This is a genomic window from Candidatus Woesearchaeota archaeon (assembly GCA_018675335.1).
GTDB lineage: Archaea > Nanobdellota > Nanobdellia > Woesearchaeales > UBA11576 > JABJCP01.
Genome location: JABGYH010000001.1, coordinates 232,993 through 250,451, shown reverse-complemented (window position 1 = coordinate 250,451; position 17,459 = coordinate 232,993). Strand labels below are relative to the sequence as shown.

Annotated in this window: 13 protein-coding genes; 5 read left to right on the top strand and 8 right to left on the bottom strand. The window is 29.6% G+C overall.

Going from position 1 to position 17,459, the window contains the following annotated elements; genetic code table 11:
• Positions 1-23: 23 nt before the first annotated feature.
• From HN587_01200 to HN587_01190, 3 genes are all read right to left on the bottom strand, one after another.
• Positions 24-1,256: an ArgE/DapE family deacylase gene (locus HN587_01200; protein MBT7902449.1), complete on the bottom strand. Its 1,233-nt coding sequence runs from the start codon at positions 1,254-1,256 to the stop codon at positions 24-26.
• A gap of 59 nt (positions 1,257-1,315) precedes the next feature.
• The gene (locus HN587_01195) at positions 1,316-2,377 is read right to left on the bottom strand and encodes a hypothetical protein (GenBank protein ID MBT7902448.1); all 1,062 of its coding nucleotides are present in this window, start codon (positions 2,375-2,377) and stop codon (positions 1,316-1,318) included.
• 110 nt (positions 2,378-2,487) lie between these two features.
• A complete protein-coding gene (locus HN587_01190) occupies positions 2,488-3,066 on the bottom strand; it encodes a hypothetical protein (protein MBT7902447.1) in 579 nt (192 codons plus the stop codon).
• 271 nt (positions 3,067-3,337) lie between these two features.
• Here HN587_01190 and HN587_01185 point away from each other — a divergent pair, with 271 nt between their 5' ends.
• The gene (locus HN587_01185) at positions 3,338-9,139 is read left to right on the top strand and encodes a S8 family serine peptidase (GenBank protein ID MBT7902446.1); all 5,802 of its coding nucleotides are present in this window, start codon (positions 3,338-3,340) and stop codon (positions 9,137-9,139) included.
• A gap of 21 nt (positions 9,140-9,160) precedes the next feature.
• Here HN587_01185 and amrB read toward each other — a convergent pair whose 3' ends face one another.
• From amrB to HN587_01160, 5 genes are all read right to left on the bottom strand, one after another.
• Positions 9,161-10,048 (bottom strand): AmmeMemoRadiSam system protein B, encoded by an 888-nt coding sequence (gene amrB / locus HN587_01180; GenBank protein ID MBT7902445.1) that lies wholly within the window; start codon positions 10,046-10,048, stop codon positions 9,161-9,163.
• A gap of 39 nt (positions 10,049-10,087) precedes the next feature.
• Entirely contained in the window at positions 10,088-11,152 is a 1,065-nt protein-coding gene (locus HN587_01175) for a hypothetical protein (GenBank protein ID MBT7902444.1), read from the bottom strand.
• Positions 11,153-11,285: 133 nt separating this feature from the next.
• Positions 11,286-11,891 (bottom strand): hypothetical protein, encoded by a 606-nt coding sequence (locus tag HN587_01170; protein MBT7902443.1) that lies wholly within the window; start codon positions 11,889-11,891, stop codon positions 11,286-11,288.
• Between the two features lie 354 nt (positions 11,892-12,245).
• Entirely contained in the window at positions 12,246-14,246 is a 2,001-nt protein-coding gene (locus HN587_01165; GenBank protein MBT7902442.1) for a hypothetical protein, read from the bottom strand.
• Positions 14,247-14,366: 120 nt separating this feature from the next.
• Positions 14,367-15,239, bottom strand: a complete 873-nt coding sequence (locus HN587_01160) for a hypothetical protein (GenBank protein ID MBT7902441.1) — start codon at positions 15,237-15,239, stop codon at positions 14,367-14,369.
• A gap of 250 nt (positions 15,240-15,489) precedes the next feature.
• On the opposite strand from HN587_01160, the gene HN587_01155 reads away from it, so the two are divergent.
• The 4 genes from HN587_01155 (at position 15,490) to HN587_01140 (ending at position 17,445) form a co-directional block, all read left to right on the top strand.
• Positions 15,490-15,987, top strand: a complete 498-nt coding sequence (locus HN587_01155) for a hypothetical protein (GenBank protein ID MBT7902440.1) — start codon at positions 15,490-15,492, stop codon at positions 15,985-15,987.
• A 44-nt stretch (positions 15,988-16,031) separates the two neighbouring features.
• Positions 16,032-16,466, top strand: a complete 435-nt coding sequence (locus tag HN587_01150) for a hypothetical protein (protein ID MBT7902439.1) — start codon at positions 16,032-16,034, stop codon at positions 16,464-16,466.
• 1 nt (position 16,467) lies between these two features.
• On the top strand, positions 16,468-16,908 hold the full coding sequence (locus HN587_01145; protein ID MBT7902438.1) for a hypothetical protein: 441 nt from the start codon (positions 16,468-16,470) through the stop codon (positions 16,906-16,908).
• A gap of 75 nt (positions 16,909-16,983) precedes the next feature.
• Complete coding sequence (locus HN587_01140; protein MBT7902437.1) at positions 16,984-17,445, top strand: hypothetical protein; 462 nt, start codon at positions 16,984-16,986, stop codon at positions 17,443-17,445.
• Positions 17,446-17,459: the final 14 nt, after the last annotated feature.

Genomic DNA, 17,459 nt, shown 5'->3' with positions numbered 1-17,459 from the left:
TAATTTTGGACCTTCTTAACTTTTTACTCTGAACTTAATTTCCAACAAATAAGAGTTAATGCTTCAATAAATTTATGATACTCTTTTTCTTTAATATGTTCATTTGCAATATGCGCTTGATTGTTATTTCCAAATCCCCAACCAATTGCAGGAATTCCTGAGATATTTAGCCATTTAGCAAATGTTGCACCACTAATTCCATTAAGACTAGCTTTTATGTTTAATTCTTTATTTAACAGATTAAGCATGATTTGAACTTCTTTACTTTTTGGATTAATTTCATGAGGTTTTGCGTCGGCAAGAACTTCAAATTTAAATTTTCCATTTTTTCCTTTTTGTTCAAGCGGTAAAGATATTTTTTTAATTTCAGCAATTATTTTATTTTTTGTTTGAGAAGGAATATATCTGATATTTAGAATAGTTTCGCAATGAGCTGCCACCATATTTGCTGCGTCTCCCCCTAAAATTGTACCAAAATTAATTGTTGGTTTTGACAAATATTTGTGAGATTTGTGTTTAAGAGTATAATTTTTTAGTTTTTGGATTAGTTCAGTTAATAATATGATTGCATTGATTCCTTCATCCGGCGTTGATCCATGAGCTGATTTACCAAGTGCAGTAATTTTAAGATTGATAATTCCTTTTTCTGCAATATCTAAAATTTTCATATTTCCTGCAATATCTGGAACAATTGTGAAATCTGCAGTAATTAATTTTTTTTCTAATAAATATTCAATACCTGCATTACTTGTGCCACCAGTTTCTTCATCAGACACGCATGCAAGTAAAATTTGATGTTTAAGTTTTGACTCATATTGCTTTAAAAATTTTAAAGTCATAAGAGCTGCTCCGAGAGGCCCTTTATTGTCAGATGTTCCCCTTCCATAAATTTTTCCATTTTTAATTGTAGCTTTAAATGGGGGAGTATTCCAATTATCTCCTGCAGGAACAACATCTGTATGAAGAACAAGAAGAATTTTTTTAATTTTTTCTTTACTTTTTTTTGGAATATTTGATTTGTTACCTTGTTTTGGATCTGGACCGAGGTATCCAATAATATTTGGTCTATTTTTAGTTTTAGGATTGCAAATTATTTGGTATTTTATTTTGTTTTTTTGAAAAAATTCTTTAATTATATTGACTGCTAAAATTTCATTACCAGGAGGATTGTCTGTTTTTGCAGCAATTAGTTTACTTAGAATAGTTATGCTTTCTTTTTTGGAGTTATTTGTGAATTTTTTAATTTTATTTTTCATTTTGGTTTGGTCCTGGAGCTTTTTTTTATGTTTTTTTTTTGAATTGTTATTGGTTTTATTTATTTGAATTCAATAAGTATATTGATTCTATGAATTTGATGTGCAATAGTTGTTAATAATTCTTTTGTACTATCTAATTTTTCTTTAAGTATATTATTTGAGTCAGTATTATTTGTGTGTTGGTCATTATGTTGGTTTAATGACTTAAACAATTCGCGTAATTGATTAATATTTGTTTGTAATAATTCACTTTCTCTATGTGCTGATTGTTTCCCAACTTTTAAAATTAATTCTTCATCGGTTTCTAATAATTTAATTAATTCAGTTCCTTTTTTAATTAAGTGTTCTATATGGTGTTGTCTTGCAAGAGATAGTTTATGTATTTTTTGAGGAGTTCCATTTAATCTTTCTTCTCTTAGTAATTCACGTTCAATTTGTTCAATTTCCTCAGTTTCGATATGCATTAGCGTTCTATGTTTTTCTTCAATTCTTTCTTTTTTATGGAAGACATGAACTAAATCAACAGTTTCTTTTGATTGCAACTCAAGAAATTTACTCAAACCTGCAATTTTAAGAGTATCAGTAAAAATTCGTCTCATTTTACCTGTTTTTAATATATTTCCTTTGTAATGAAATATTTTAATTACATCTTCATTTCCTTGGCGAGAACAAAAATAAAGATTAAACCACCATGCAGCACTCATTGCGGCAGTTTTTATTCGATCTTCATGTTTCCAAATTGCGCCGCGATTAACTAAAATTTCTCCAACATCCCCTGTTAGAATTTTATTTCGAGAATTAGGTTTGATGTAATATACGCTAAACAAATAAATTGGTCTATCAGTTATTACGACTTGATCATGTGATGGGTAAGATCTTGGAAGTTTTATTCCTTTTTTATCAAATGAATCATATATTTTGTTTAGAAATGTGTGAGTGAGTGTTTGAAAATCTGAATTTATTTTTTCTTCTTCGGGTTTTATTGCATGTTTGTGATATTTACGTTTGATTACTTCAAAAATAATTAATGCAATTATTGCTAAAACTAGTACGTGCATTAAAGAACCAATTAATTCTAGGTTGGCAATATCTTGTAGGAATCTACCCCAATCAAAATTCATTTACTATCCTCTTTTGAATTATTATTGTTTTTTTATTACTGAATTTAGTAATTTGTTAAATTTTTTAATTATTGTTTATTTTCTTGTTTTTATTTTAAATTTAATGTGTTTTAGATTTTATCTGTCATTTTTAAATTCAAAACTAAATCTTCAAGTTTTTTAAGATCATATTTAACAGAATCAAACTTTTTTCTAAGTTCTCCACCTGAAAAGTCAAACTGCATAAGTTCATCATATAATTCAGAAACAAAATCTTTAATTTCAACAGACTCTGCATAATCTTCTTTTATTGCGCAATTAAAAGCTCGTCTAACAAGCTCGCCTGTTAAGTCAATTAAACCTAATAAATAATGATCTGGTTCAAATTTTAATTCAGAATTTGTGGGAATTCTTTTGTTTTTTACATATTCATAAAAACAAACTGCTTCAACATATTCTTGAATTGCAACTTTATATGATCCCGCATACTTTAGTTGGGGAAGTTTTATTGCATTGTTTAAATTTTTCAATTTTTTAGTCATGACTGCGATATCTTTTTTTGCAATTGAAAGATTATTTCTATGAACTGAATAAATTACTTTTTTTGACATTTTAACAATATCTCTTCCTTGAGAAATTGCGATATCTCTGTTCTTTTCAAATTTTTCAATTTGAGCTTTAATTTTTGACAAATCTTTTTTATCTAACATCGGATCACCACTCTATTAATTTAAGTTATTTTTTATTTAAGTTATTTTTTAATTATATTTGGTTAAATTTATTGTTATTATTTTTGATATGTGTTTTTTATTTGTTTATTTTTTTGTTAATTATTTGTCTATTTTGTTTTTATTTTTATTTTATTTTTTTAGTTTTATTTTTAAGAAAAGTTTATAAATCATTTAAAAACATACTTTTTATATAAATATTACGAAATATTTTTATATTAAATTGTTTTTAAACTCTATAAGTGGGTTAAATATGGTGAAAAGAGGAGAACGATTAGGTACGTTACTACTAGTCTTAGTTTTATTTTCTATTTTATTGTCTTCTGTTGTTTATTCTGTTGATGTTGATTCGGAAGTCATAACCCAATTAGATCTTAAAGATGAAGTTGAAGTCATTGTAGTTTTAACTGATGAGGGTTTAGCAGGGACGGAATCTATTGAGGAGATTGTTCAAAAAATATCTGATAAAGGAATTAATGATTTTTCAGATAAATCTCAAGATCAAATCGATCAAGAATTACAATTGATGCGAAAAGATCTGGATTTAGAATTAGATAAAAGAAGTCAAGAAGTAAAAGCAATACAAAAAGAAGTTCTTAAGGATCTCGATGCTAAAGATGAATCTGTTGAAGTTATCCCTGAAAAGTATGATGGCGAAGAAAAGATTATTGAATTTAAAGAAAAAACTAATCAAGATGATAATTTTGCATTAAAACTTACTAAAGGAACATTAACTGAGAAGATTGAATTAAACGCACCAGTTGAGTTAAGCCAAGAAGATGATTCAAAAAAATCCAATGTTGTTGTAGATCAAAAAAATGAACTGGTAAATTCATTTTCTGGAAAAGTAACTAAAGCAGGACTTGAAAAATTAAAAAATCATAATTTAGTTGAAAAAGTAATATACAATAAAGCGTTTTTATCAACTCAATTAACAGATAGTGTTGATTTGATTAATGCAACTCCAGTTTGGGATTTAGCACTTGAACAAACTCAAATAAAAGGAAGTGGTGAAACAGTTTGTGTTATTGATACTGGAATAGATTATACTCATGACGCGTTAGGTGGGTGTGATATCGAAACTGTTACTTTAACTGGAAGTCAAGAAGTTCATTCACTCGAATCAGATCATCCTTATTCTCATCAATCAAATTTAATGTGGCAAATTAATAAATCTGGTTTTACTAATATTTCTGTACATTTTACTTATCTTGATTTGGAGCCGGGATATGATTATGTAAAAATATATGATGGAGAGGGAACTCTTGTAAAATCATATACTGGGGAGCATGAAGATGTTTGGACTCCTCATGTTGAGGGAGATACTCTGTTTGTAGAATTAACATCTGATGAAGCAGTAAATGCTGATGGATTTGTGATTAATTTAGTTCGTGATGGAACGGTTGCAATTGATTATAATTGGAGTGGTTGTAAAGTTTTAGCAGGGTATGATTTTAGAAATAAAGATGAAAATCCTATGGATGATAATGGCCATGGAACTCATTGTGCAGGAATTGTAGCCTCAGAAGATGAAACATATATGGGTGTTGCGCCAGATGCAAATTTAGTTGCATTAAAAGTTCTTCCTTCAAGTGGGAATGGTGGGACTGTTGGAGATTTAGACTCTGCAATTGAATGGTGTGTTAATAATGCTGCAGAATATAATATTTCAGTAATTACTATGAGTCTGGGTGGTTTAAAATATGCTAATTCTTGTGACTCTGAACTTGCATTTGCATCTACAGTTCAAGTAGTAAGTTTAGCAAAAGCTGCAGGGATAACTGTTTTTGCAGCATCTGGAAATGATAATTATGATGATGGAATTTCTTATCCTGCATGTTTATCTGATGTAATTTCAATTGGAAATACTAACAAAGATGATGAAGTACATACTGGTGGTGGTGGATCTAACAGCGCAAATATTTTAGATTTACTTGCGCCTGGAACTTCAATAAGGTCAACATACTTAAATGGGGGATTTTCAACTTTAAGTGGTACTAGTATGGCAACACCTCACGTTGCAGGAGCTGCAGCTCTTATGAAACAATTTGGCAGATTACAAGGAACAATAAACATGACGCCTACGGTTATTAAAGATACTTTTAATTCTACTGGGGCTGGAATTGTTGATTCCCGAAATGGACTTAATAAATCAAGAATAAATGTTTTAACTGCATTACTTTCGTTAGATAATGTCCCTCCGTTATTTATTGATCCACAAACAACAGATGATTCTCCAGTTATTGGTGAAGAAGTTAATTTTACAATTACAGTTCATGATTTAAACTTGCAAAAATATGTTTTTTCTTGGAATGAATCAGGTGAGTGGGTTAATGATAGTGAACAAATAATTAGTGGGAGTGAAACTACTTTATTCTCAACAAAAACAATTAGCTTGGAAGATGGAACTATTGGGTGGAGATATCATGCACAAGATTTAACTGGAGCATGGCTTGCATCAAATATTTCAACAATTAAAGTTAATACTAAACCGATATTTCTCGAATTAAATATTGATTCTTCAGATTTGCTTAATAGAACAAATGGATCTTTAATATTTGATTATGAATATTTAGATAATGAAACTGATTCGATAACTGATTCTTATGCAAAATGGTATTTAAATAATTCTGAACAAGTTAGTTTAGAAAACAGTTCATCTATTTTATTTGGAAATACCACCAAAGCGGATGTTTGGACATTAAGTTTAAAATTATTTGATGGAGATTTTTGGAGTGAATGGCAAAATGCAACAATTACAATTGAAAATGCTGCTCCGCAAATAGCAACATTAAGTGATATTATTTTTTCAGATGATTCAATATATGAATTAAATTTAAGTGGTGCAGTAAGTGATTTAGATGAAGACTCAATGGTTATTAGTTCATCCACTCCTGCGAATGTTACTGTAGTTATTAATCAAACAAATAAATTAGTTTCATTTACTCCGCAAGCAAATTTTTCAGGAATAAATACAATACAATTTAATGTAACTGACGGAGAAATAATAACTCAAAGTAATGTTGTAACAATTAATGTAACTGATAATAATACTCCTCCTGTAGCAACACTCATACCTAATCAAAGTTGGTCTCAAAATGAAAACTTAACACTTAATTTATCATTATACTTTACTGATGTTGATGGCGGAATTGTGAGTTATAGTAGTTCTGCAGTATCTAATATAACTATTGCAATAAATGATGATACTGGAATTGCAACTCTTAACCCTGACTCAGAATTTATTGGTGCTCGCGAAGTAATATTTTATGCACAAGATAATAAAGGACAACAAACAGGTTCAAACTTAGTTGTGTTAACTTTGTTAGATGGCACTGCTCCCGTTGTAAATTTGTTTAGTCCAATTAATAATTCTAATAGTTCTGCAGTACCAATTACATTTAATTTTTCAGTAAGTGATAATTACGCTTCAAGTTTAAATTGTAGTTTGTTTGTGAATGATTCTAATTCAGGACAAAGTGTTATTGCAACAACTACCGGATATAATCAAATAAATAATACTCTAGCAACTGGAAATTATAATTGGGCAATAAATTGCAGTGATGGAATAAATTCAGGAATTAGTTCTGATAATATTATTAATGTAGATCGAACAGCTCCAGTTGTAACATTAATTAGTCCTGCTAATTTAACTAGGTTATCTTCTGATACTACTGATATCACTTTTAAATTTACTGATTCTTCTGCTACTGCTAATTGTAGCTTATATGTTGGAACGACGAAGGAAGTAACAAATGCTAGTGTATTAAATAATACTAATACTACTTTTGAAGATGTCGAAATTGACTCTGATGGACTCATAACTTGGAATGTAACTTGTGAAGATATTCAAGGAAATTCTGGAGGAAAATCAAGTAAATTATATGTTCCAGAATCATTTGAAACTCAACCTGGACTCATATTTGTTGAAGATATTCCTAGAACCATACCTGCAGTAGATGATTTAACTTTAACTGTTCGTTTAAAAGATACTATTTTAGGCGATATTAATACTTCCTTTTTTGATGTGAATCCCACTAGTGTTGCAACATCTTCTGCTAATGAATTTCCTGCAGTTGATATTGATAAATTTGTACGAATTGAGTCAAGTTCAACAGTTGATGAAAATATCGATTGGGCTTATTTTGAAATTGAATATTCTAATTCAGACCTTGATGATGACATAAATGAAAGTTCAATTAAAATTTATTATGCAAATGAAACTAGTGGGGAATGGCAATTAGAAGAAAATAGTGGAGTTAATACAACTGAAAATTATGCTTGGGCAAATGTCACTCATTTTTCTGTTTTTACTCTTGGTGCTAGTGAAGATGATGATTCAGATGATTCTGACGATGATTCTTCTGCGGGGGCAGGTGGTGCGGGGACAGGATCTGCAGATACAACTAGTGATACAATAAACATTGTTCCTACTCCTGGTGGTGCCACTGTAACTGTTGTAAAAGATAAAGTTTTAAATTTAGTATTGTCTGATGGGACATATTCGTTTACAGTAATATCTGTTAGTGCAACAAAAGCATATTTGAAATCAGTATCTAAAAATAAAGTTGTAGTATTATATTTGAATACTCCAATTGGATTTGATGTTGGAACTGATGGGCAAAATGATATTACTTTTATTTTAACTGCTCTTGCAAGTGGCCAGGCAACAATTAAAACCAAATTAGGCGATGCAACAATTAATTCTTTAAGCAGTCAAACCGAATCTAATTCGAGTAATTCAAGTTCAACCACTCAAGCTTCAAGTTCAACTACTAATAAAGATGGATCTCCTGCGTTAAGTGCATCTGGAGAATCTAAATCTGCAACTCCTACAACGAAAGGAAAACAAGTTAATCATTTTAAACCAGATGAGATCTCAGGCAATGCAGTAAAAGATGAGAAAGAAGATTTAAATTCAAAAGAAAAAAACGAAACTGAGAAAAAAGAAGAAAAACCTAAAAAAGATATTATGGGCATTTTTGCGGGTAAAAATATTTGGTATTTTTTAATTGGGTTTATGTTAATAGTATTTGTTGTTGCTATTGATTTATTCGCATTATCAGGGCCAAAGAAGCCTAAAGGTCCAGGTAAGAGTGGCAATAGTTCTCGACGAAGTAAGGTTTCTTCTGTATCTGTAACTAAATCTCCAAATAATATTTCTGCTGTAAATTCTAATCCTTCTAATAGTGTTAGGCCAATGGGTGTTAGTTTAAATGGGCAGGGCAAAACTGGATTTAAAAAAAGTTTTTCACCTATGACTGAAAAATTAAAAAATCTTTATTCCTCATTTAAATTTTCTACAGTATCTGGGTCAGTAGCTAGTTCTGCTAATTCCAACTCTAATGTTTCAACAGTTGCTTTAGATTCTGGTGTTGAAGGGTTACCCATTTCTGAAAAACAAAAATCTGAAGGTGATGCTTCTAGTTCTTTATTGGGTTCTGAAACTGAACATTCAGTAGTAATTGAACCTGAGATTAGTAATCAAAGTAAACTTACAAATTTTTTAAGACGATTTAAGTGGACTAGTTCAGATAAACATCAATCAACATTGGAATCATTTGAAACAAATCCTGGGATGTCTAAAAAAGATAAAAATCCACAAAAAACTTTAAAAAATAGTTGGTTTAAACAAAAAGTAAATATTGTTGAACCAATACCTCCTGTTAAATCCGAAAAAATGGTTAATTCTTTATCTTCTGAACCGTTATCTGGAGATTATATTCAAACTCAAAATATTTATGATGCAACAAAATCCACAAGTTCTGTTGGTAATGTTGATTCTGGTTATGATGATTATTCCGAAATAGCACAATCTAGTTCTGCTGTTAAATTAGTAAATATAAATACTGCAAAAGAAGATAATAAAATAAATTCTTTATTTAGAGAATTACATGAGCATAATGAAACATCAAGTATTCATCATGAACCCGTATCCTCTGAAGAAGTAAGTGAATTTAAGAATAAATTATTATCGAGTGCATCTACTCAGTCTAATTTTCAAACTAATTCTTCTACGGTACAATTAAAACCTTCTTTGAATCTGAATTATTAATTATTTTCTTAAATTTTGGTTTTATTCAAATTTTAATGCTGCATAGCTTACAGAATTCTTAAAATCCCCTATAATATCTCCGCTAGAATAATATTGGAGTAAAGATACATTAATTTTTTGATTGGGATTTAGTTTTTGTAATAATTCCATCATTGTAGCAATCGCAAATTGACCACATACAGTTCCCATTTTTTTATTGACTTCAGATAAAAATAAATTAGAATCCATTTTTTTAATTGCTTCAATATAATTCATATCGAATTCTTTAACTCTTTCTTTTATTCCCGTTTCAAATGGGATATATCTATAATTTCTTCCATAATGAGTGAAATCAGAAGAAACTATAATTAGAAAATTTCGGTTTTCTTTAAGGTTAGAATTAAGACTAGTTATTGCTGCAAATATTTTGCTTGCGATTTCTGAAACATTTGAATCTCCAATAAGAATTGGCGCAATTCTTAATTTTTTAAGATAATCTTTAGAAATAAATTGGAGAAATGGAAGTTGAACCTCAATTGAGTGTTCGAATTCATGATCTTGATTTTCTATTGGTATATTCTCTTCTGATAATTTTTGAATAAACTCTGAATCTGGTTTGACCATTCCAAAAGGAGTTTCCCAATCAAGATCAGAACAACAAGTTAAGTTATTGCTGTGATTAACTCCTAAAATAATTATTGTATCTGGAAATTTTGTTTCACCTAGTTCTTTAAATGCCCATGCAGCGCAAGGGCCAGAATATGCATAACCCGCATGAGGGACAATAACTGCTTTGATATTTTTAGATCGAGTATTTAATGAAAATTCTCCCGGACCATTTTTTTTAATAAAACAATTCTTTACCTGATCATTTAATTCTGCAAAATCATCAGAATAAAATTGTTCTGCAACATAGGGTTTTCTAATCATAAAAAAAAGAAACAAATTAAACTTTAAATATTTGACTATTTACTTAAAAACAAGTTCAAATTCATCTAAAAACATCTGTGCAACTTCTGTGTCGTGTATTATTAACATGTTTTCATCATTATTTGTATCTCCATTTTGGGTTGGATTAAAAGAGCCCGTGATAACTGTTTTATTATCAATAATGAATACTTTGTGGTGCATTGTTGCAGAATTTTTATCAAATTTGATTTTTAATTTATCTGATGAAAGTCCTTTATTTATTGTTGAGTTAAGTTTTTCAAATTCACTATATTTGCTTTGTTGGCGCTTTTCAAACACTCCTTTAATATCTAATCCTTCTGCATGTTTTGTTAATAAAAGATCGCCTATGAGGTCGTGTGTGAATGAGAATGTCATAAAATATACTGATTGATTTGCGTTTTCAATTTGGTTGAGTACTTGGTTTGCACACCAGTCTTCTGGGCAAAAATAATTTTCAATTAAAATATCATTAAACTTAACTTGCGTATTAATTGTTGTTGGGCCTTTGCCGAATTGGCCATTCCATAATTCTTGAAATTCTGCTTCATAATTTTTAGCAAGACTTTTAGAATTTAAAACAATGAAATTATTATTATTTTTTAAATAGCCATTCATAGTTGGATTAAAAGAGCCTGTAAATATCCACTCTTGGTCTATTATGCAAAATTTATTATGGGATAATTGTGATGACGAATCTTTTTTGGCAAAACTTAAATGTTTAACATCTTCAAAATTGTGATCATCTACGACTAATTTAACATCAACATATTGGTCCGCTTGATCTAAAAAAGTAATTATTTCGGGAATATTTAAGTCAAATAAAGCACAATGAATACTTGAGTTTGCTTTTTTGAGTGTTTCTAATGCTTTATCTGCACAGTTTTGTCTGGGACAAAAATATATTTGGAGAGGATCTTTTGAATTTTGAGTAGTTTCAGTTATTATAGTTGACACTTTATCTTCTATTATTGTGCTGCCTGTTATAATATTTGATTGCCACGTGTCTAGTAGACTTGGTTGAAATTTATAGGCTAAAGCGATGATTACGAATAATAAAATTAATATTTTTGTTTTTAGTTTCATTATGCCTCTATTTTTTGAATGCTTATAACTCTTATAATAATATAAGATAATTTTAGAATTTACATACTTTTGGGTTTTTATTTATATGCATTATATTTTTAGAGTTGTTCTAGAATTTGTTTTAAAAAGTATATTAGTTGATGATGTCTGAGAATATAATTGAACTTTTAGTAATGCTGTTTTTGGTTCCAGGATATTTTTTTTCAAATAAATCAATTCTTTTTGAAAGTTCTTTTCTTTTTGTTGGTGTGAACTGAATTTCTTTGAGTTTACAATATGTGTTTAGTGCAACATCTGAAATTGGGAGAAATAATTTAACAAATTTTTGTGGGAGTTCATTTTTTTTATCTTCAAACCAATTTGACAGAAATAATTCTACTTCATCGTCTTGAGTCCAAGGAATAATTACTTTTTGAATCTCATTTTTTTTTATGAATTCTTTTAGTTGTGTATTTTTATTAATTTCTTTGAGTGATTTAATTTTGAAGAAAGATAATTTTTTAATTGTTATATTGAGTGGTAATTTAATGACATCTTTAATTATGTGTTCTGAAATTGAATCAAATAGTAACACTTTTGTTTCTTTTTGGAGTTTGTTGCTGTTACGGGTACTTTTCTTTATTTTTCGTTCTAAAATGGAAACAAAGCATTTTTTGCAGAGATTTTTATCATCTAATTGTTGAAATGGCTTTTTTTCACAAATGCTGCATTTTTCGGTGCTTTTTTCTTTTGTGGACATGTGTTTTGTTGTGGGGTCAAATGTTTTTAAGGGTGTGTTACTACTTCGAAATGGGTAAAAAACCGAAACATTTAAATATGAGTTATAGCTACTATGTAGTAGAAATAAAAAAGAGCGCATACTACTTTTAATTTTCATATTCACCTCTTTTTCCCCAGCGGAACCTTCTTCGGAGGGTTCTGCCAGGGTTTTAAATTCTGAATTTTCATATTCACCTCTTTTTCCCCAGCGGAACCTTCTTCGGAGGGTTCTGCCAGGGTTTTTTAACTTCTAATAAATTTGATACTAAAACTAATAGAACTAGATTTATATTTAATAAAAATAAAAAATTTAAGACTTTTTTGAATTGCAGGGCTATTTTCTTAATTTGAGGGTTGTTTTTCTCCAAGAATCTGAATTAACTGGACTAAAAACTCTTTTTTTAGTTAGTAAACAAATAAGGTACCCTGTAAAAAATCCAATAAGTAATACAAAAAAACATGATGTAAATTGTGTTGTGGTAATACTTTGTAATGGGGGATTTTTAATTGAGTCTCCGGTGATTCCTGTTGCGCCACCAATGACTACTCGGTTATTTGGATTAACAAGTTTTAATGCAGGGGTGTTTTTGGTTTCAGAAAATACTTGAGTTGTTTCAAAATAGCTATCGATGTCTGATAATTCTAGTGCATATTCTGCATAAATAAATGCAGCACCTTTATTATCTGAGTCTTTTAATGAATCTGCATATTCATAATAGGAATAAGCTAGAATTGGGAAAATTCCATTATTGATTTGTTTTACTATTGATTTTTCTGCTGCTTCTAATTTTTTTGATAACACAATTTCAAAATCTGATTCTTGAACTCCTAATAAACTCCAAAACATATTAACTTCTGCATTGGTTTTAGATGCTTTGAACAAACATAATGCATATTTATTATCTTCAACATAACTAAATGCATCTTTAAAATTATTTTTTAATTCTTCTGCTGGTTTTGGGAACATTAAATTAAGATATTGGAGACGTTCATCAACTTCATTTAATTTATCAGAACAACTTTTTTTCAATGCGTCGTTATCTAATTTGAATTCTTTTCCAGGTTGGCCTAAAAATGAACTCCAACTTTGCGCACTATTAAATCTTTCAATAAGATATCCTGTATATCCTTTATTGTTTGATGATTCTTTAACTAGATTTTTTGATTCTAAAACTCTTTCTTTAACAATCATGTATGCTTGAAGATCTGCAATTGTTTTTATTTTAGTAGAATCAAGATTTTTTTCAAATAAATCTAAAGAAGCATTGATTTTTTCAATTTCAATTTTATTTTGTTCATCGTTTTTGTTGATTAATTCGTGAATTAAATTTTGAAATTGCACATTTGAACCAAAACAAAAAGACGCTGCGGTGTAAAAATTATTATTTTCAAACGCAAAATCTCCTTTTGATAGAAGACTATTTGCTTTTTCTTCTGAATTAATAATTATTTGGGGTGCGGTTTTATTTGGCTCAGTCATTTCAACATTATATTTGATACTTTCAAATTTAGTTTTTAATGTTTTACTTCTTCCACATAAATCCACTGCGACACCTTTCATCACATTTGCATATTGTGGATTAATTATTACGTCACCTTCAATTTCTTCAAATTGGTATCCTGTAAATTCTTTTAATGCATCATTTAAGTATGATACTTCTTTAACTGTTATTCCTAGTTCTTTTCCATATTCTATTAAATTAATTTGTGTTGTTGTTTTGTTAGTAGTTATATTTTCATTTGATTGGTTTGATTTAGGAATTATATTTTCTTCAAAGTCTGCTTGGCCAAAAGGAATTAGAACTGTAGTTAATCCTTCTGAATTGGCTGCTGCAATTTTTTGTTTTAGCATTCCAACTGGGCCTATTGTTTGACCTGAATTGAGAGTTCCGCTAAGAGCAACGGTTGGATCTAGGGGTAAGTCTTCTAGTAGTGCTATTGTTAAAATTGCAAAACTTGCACTAGCACTTGGTCCGCCAATTATTGCTGAGTTTGATTTAACTGTATAAAAAAAATCTAATTTGCTGCAATCAACACTACTTAATTTGCAGGCAGTGTCTTTTGCATATCTTGTGGATATTTGAGTATCAATTTTTGTTAAGGGGAATGTTTGAATAAATACTTCTCCGTTTCCAGGAGTTATTTTTAGAGAAAGTGTTGCACTTGCACCTTTGAATCCTGAATCAGTTGTGCTTACTGCAAGTATTTTTAGAGACCCTTGCTTTTCTTGATGTTCTGCTACTACAAATAATGATTGAGATAGTAGTAATAGTAAGCTGATAATTAGAAGAAATAATATTGAAATGTTTTTTGATATGCTTTTTTTTAACATCATGATGGTCCACCTTTATATTTATATTAACTTATTTGATTATTTTATGGGAGGACCTATAAAAAGTTTCTTTGTCATAACTATGTGACTAATTTCTGATTTATATAACTTTGAAAGAATTAGTTATTTATTTTCAAACAATGCTATTAGTGGGCTTGCTGCAAGATAAATCGTTCTGCCAATTTGTAAAATGTGGTGTGTTGATAAAGGGGATTTTTGAAGTGATTTTTTCCCTTTTTCTATGATTATTTTTTCTTCAATTTCGTGAATTTTTGAAATAAGTTTAACATCTTTTTTTAGGTATGATTTTTTGAGTAATTCGAACATTTGTTGGAGGTTTTGAATTAATTCTAAATTGGTTTTAGTTAGTTTTAATTTTTCTTTTTTGATATCTTTGTAAAAATAGTGACATTCTCTTGATATGAAATATGTTCTATTTAGGAAATGGTGTAGGGGACTTGTTGAAAGTGTTGAAAATATTCCTTTTGATAGTGCTCGATTAAGAAAATTATTGTAGCGAATTACTTTTTGAGCATAATTTGGAACGTCTGGTGATGATAAATCAGTTAGGAGTTCACTTATGATATGAAGTTGTCTTTGAATTATGTTTTCAAAGTTTTCATTTGTTGATTCGCTGATGGTATCAAGAATGTAGTCTGAGTCTCCTTTTTTAAATACTTCAAAACCTATTAAGTACTTTTCAGTTATTTCTTGTATTGTTTTTTCATTGCCATCAAAATGCACGTTTATTGTGTCAAATCCTGCGCGGTATGCATTTATTATGTGGATTCTTGTTGATCTTTGACTAACATTGGGGATATTTAATTGTATTACTTTTTTTTGAGTATTTTTTGAGGTTGAATTTATTTTTAAACTGCCATCTTCTTCTAGGAGTTCTATTTCATCTCCTTGCTTTAATTTCTTGCTTTTAATCCATTTAGCAGGTAAACTTACCATTAAAGTTACATCGCCGTGTTTGACTAGTTTCCTATTCATAATGTTTGGAATTACTCGGGTTTATTTAAACTTTTCTAAAATGTTTACATTGTTTGCGCAGAGGTTCTTTATTCGGCTATGTTTTGATTTGTGAGGGGTTATTGGTGTGTTGAGATTGATTTTTCGGGTAGAAAATGGGTTTTTTCTATTTTTTTGTTTACATTGTTTACCTTGTGTGAACTATATTCCTAAATATTGGCTTAATTCATTACTCATTAATAGTTATTAAATTTATGTTGAGGAGAAAAAAATGAATGTGATTCAAACTTTAGAAAAAAGATTAGATAAATTAGGACCTCGTGAAAGTAAACGAGAGTTATTGGGAGTATACAAACAACTTGCAGTAAGTCATAAAGGAAGACAAACAAATGGACCTTATCGGCGAGCAGTTGAAGATCAATCTCATTATGGACTTATGGGTGAAGTACTTGTTGATTATGTTGTTGAAAAATTAACTGAAGCAGGTTTAACTAGTCATGCAAAAAGATTGAAATCTCAATATGGGGTCAAATTTGAAAAAAATTATTTTGATTTTGCGAATTCCATTGGTGATGAACAAAATCCGTTGATTATTGATTTGGGTGATTTTGAGAAGTCAAATAATTATTTTAAGATATTGGAACCTGGATTGTTAGAGCTTGGGTTTAAACCGCTGAATGAATTTTCTTTTAATGAATTTTACAATTTAGATCGTGAGTATAGGCCAAGTTCTGAATTAAAATTAGTGGATAGAGTTGAAGAAGAATAGATTAGTTTAGAAAATTTATGATTAAATAATGGGTGTTGAGAAAAATGTTTGAAAAATTTAGATCGTTCAAAGCGGAGTATGATATTGCGCCTGATAATTTAAGATTATTCGTGGATGAATTGTGGGCTGAATTAAATCATAGTGCAGTATTTAGGAAATTTGGTTCATTGCAACTCGCAAGTAAAATGGATTTTTATGGTTCTGGTGGAGAACTACTATATTCTGCAGGGTCAGTAAATGTTTCTGAATTTAGGGACGTGAATGTTGCGGGTTTAACTATTGAGTTAGTTGCAAAACAAGTTCAAGGCGATCATGATACATTATTAGATGATATTTGTTTTGGACAAGTAACTGTTGGTTCTAAAACTGAGCCAGTACGGTTGTCAGTTGAAGGAGTGAATAATTTAGCGGTTAATCCTGAACCTGTTTATCGAGTTGCTGAAAAATATGCTATTGCTAATGTTAAAGGTGGTGATTGAAATGGTATATGAATGTACAATTAATTTAGCAAATGAAGATTTGGGTCTGCTTAGTGAACAAGGTTTGTTAGAACAAAAACTTAGTGAACGAGGCTTTCTAACTCCTGATTTTGTATATGTTGCTTTTCATCCTTTATTGTTGGGAGTTGTAGCAAGAGAAGGTTCGCCTAGAAATGCTGATTTAGAAATTCCTAATTGTTGTTATGTATTTGATGAATCTGAATCTTTTGATGGCACAATTAGAACAAGTGAATCTGAAGATGTTAATTTGGTTGATGTTATGACTTCAAAGTCAAACTCGGATGCACAAGGTGCGTTTGCAATTTATGATAAACGTAAATTAGTTTATGATTTTCGTCGAGATTCTTATTCTTTTAAGAATAATGCGGGAAAATTGAACGCAATTCAAGGTGTTGTTGAAGTGGTTAGGCCATTATTTTGAATTAATTTGTAAACAGTTTAAGCTGTATTTTATTTTAAATAAGTGATGTTGAGAATTTCGAGGAGTATAAGAAAAATGGTATCTGAATATTCAATTGATATATCTGGTGTTAATGGTTATATGCCAACAGAACCAGAATTATTAGAAAAAGAATTAGTGGCAAAAGGATTATTTGATCCTAAGTTTATTTATGTTGCGTTTGATCCTTCGTTAGTTGAACGGGTCAAAGTAGAGGGAATTCCTCTTGATGGAAGGGAGGGGTTAGCTCCGGATGATTGTTGTCATTTTGATGCATCTGCTGAGCCTATGTTTGGGCAACTTCAAACTAGTGCTGAAGCAGGTATTAATTTGGTTCGATTAATGGAATTAAAATCAGATTATGGTTTGACTGGGATGTTTGCAGTATATGATTCTCAAAGATTAAATCATGATCTTTCAACTGACACTTATTCGTTTGCGGATAAAGCTGCAAAAAAACAAGCAATGAAAGCAGTAGTGCAAGTTTCGTTAAAACCTAGTTTTTGGCTTGTTGATTAAAATATGATATTTAT

Coding starts and splice junctions, on each gene's coding strand:
- HN587_01200 (MBT7902449.1), bottom strand. CDS start 1,256: ATGAAAAATAAAATTAAAAAATTCACAAATAACTCCAAAAAAGAAAGC.
- HN587_01195 (MBT7902448.1), bottom strand. CDS start 2,377: ATGAATTTTGATTGGGGTAGATTCCTACAAGATATTGCCAACCTAGAA.
- HN587_01190 (MBT7902447.1), bottom strand. CDS start 3,066: ATGTTAGATAAAAAAGATTTGTCAAAAATTAAAGCTCAAATTGAAAAA.
- HN587_01185 (MBT7902446.1), top strand. CDS start 3,338: ATGGTGAAAAGAGGAGAACGATTAGGTACGTTACTACTAGTCTTAGTT.
- amrB (MBT7902445.1), bottom strand. CDS start 10,048: ATGATTAGAAAACCCTATGTTGCAGAACAATTTTATTCTGATGATTTT.
- HN587_01175 (MBT7902444.1), bottom strand. CDS start 11,152: ATGAAACTAAAAACAAAAATATTAATTTTATTATTCGTAATCATCGCT.
- HN587_01170 (MBT7902443.1), bottom strand. CDS start 11,891: ATGTCCACAAAAGAAAAAAGCACCGAAAAATGCAGCATTTGTGAAAAA.
- HN587_01165 (MBT7902442.1), bottom strand. CDS start 14,246: ATGATGTTAAAAAAAAGCATATCAAAAAACATTTCAATATTATTTCTT.
- HN587_01160 (MBT7902441.1), bottom strand. CDS start 15,239: ATGAATAGGAAACTAGTCAAACACGGCGATGTAACTTTAATGGTAAGT.
- HN587_01155 (MBT7902440.1), top strand. CDS start 15,490: ATGAATGTGATTCAAACTTTAGAAAAAAGATTAGATAAATTAGGACCT.
- HN587_01150 (MBT7902439.1), top strand. CDS start 16,032: ATGTTTGAAAAATTTAGATCGTTCAAAGCGGAGTATGATATTGCGCCT.
- HN587_01145 (MBT7902438.1), top strand. CDS start 16,468: ATGGTATATGAATGTACAATTAATTTAGCAAATGAAGATTTGGGTCTG.
- HN587_01140 (MBT7902437.1), top strand. CDS start 16,984: ATGGTATCTGAATATTCAATTGATATATCTGGTGTTAATGGTTATATG.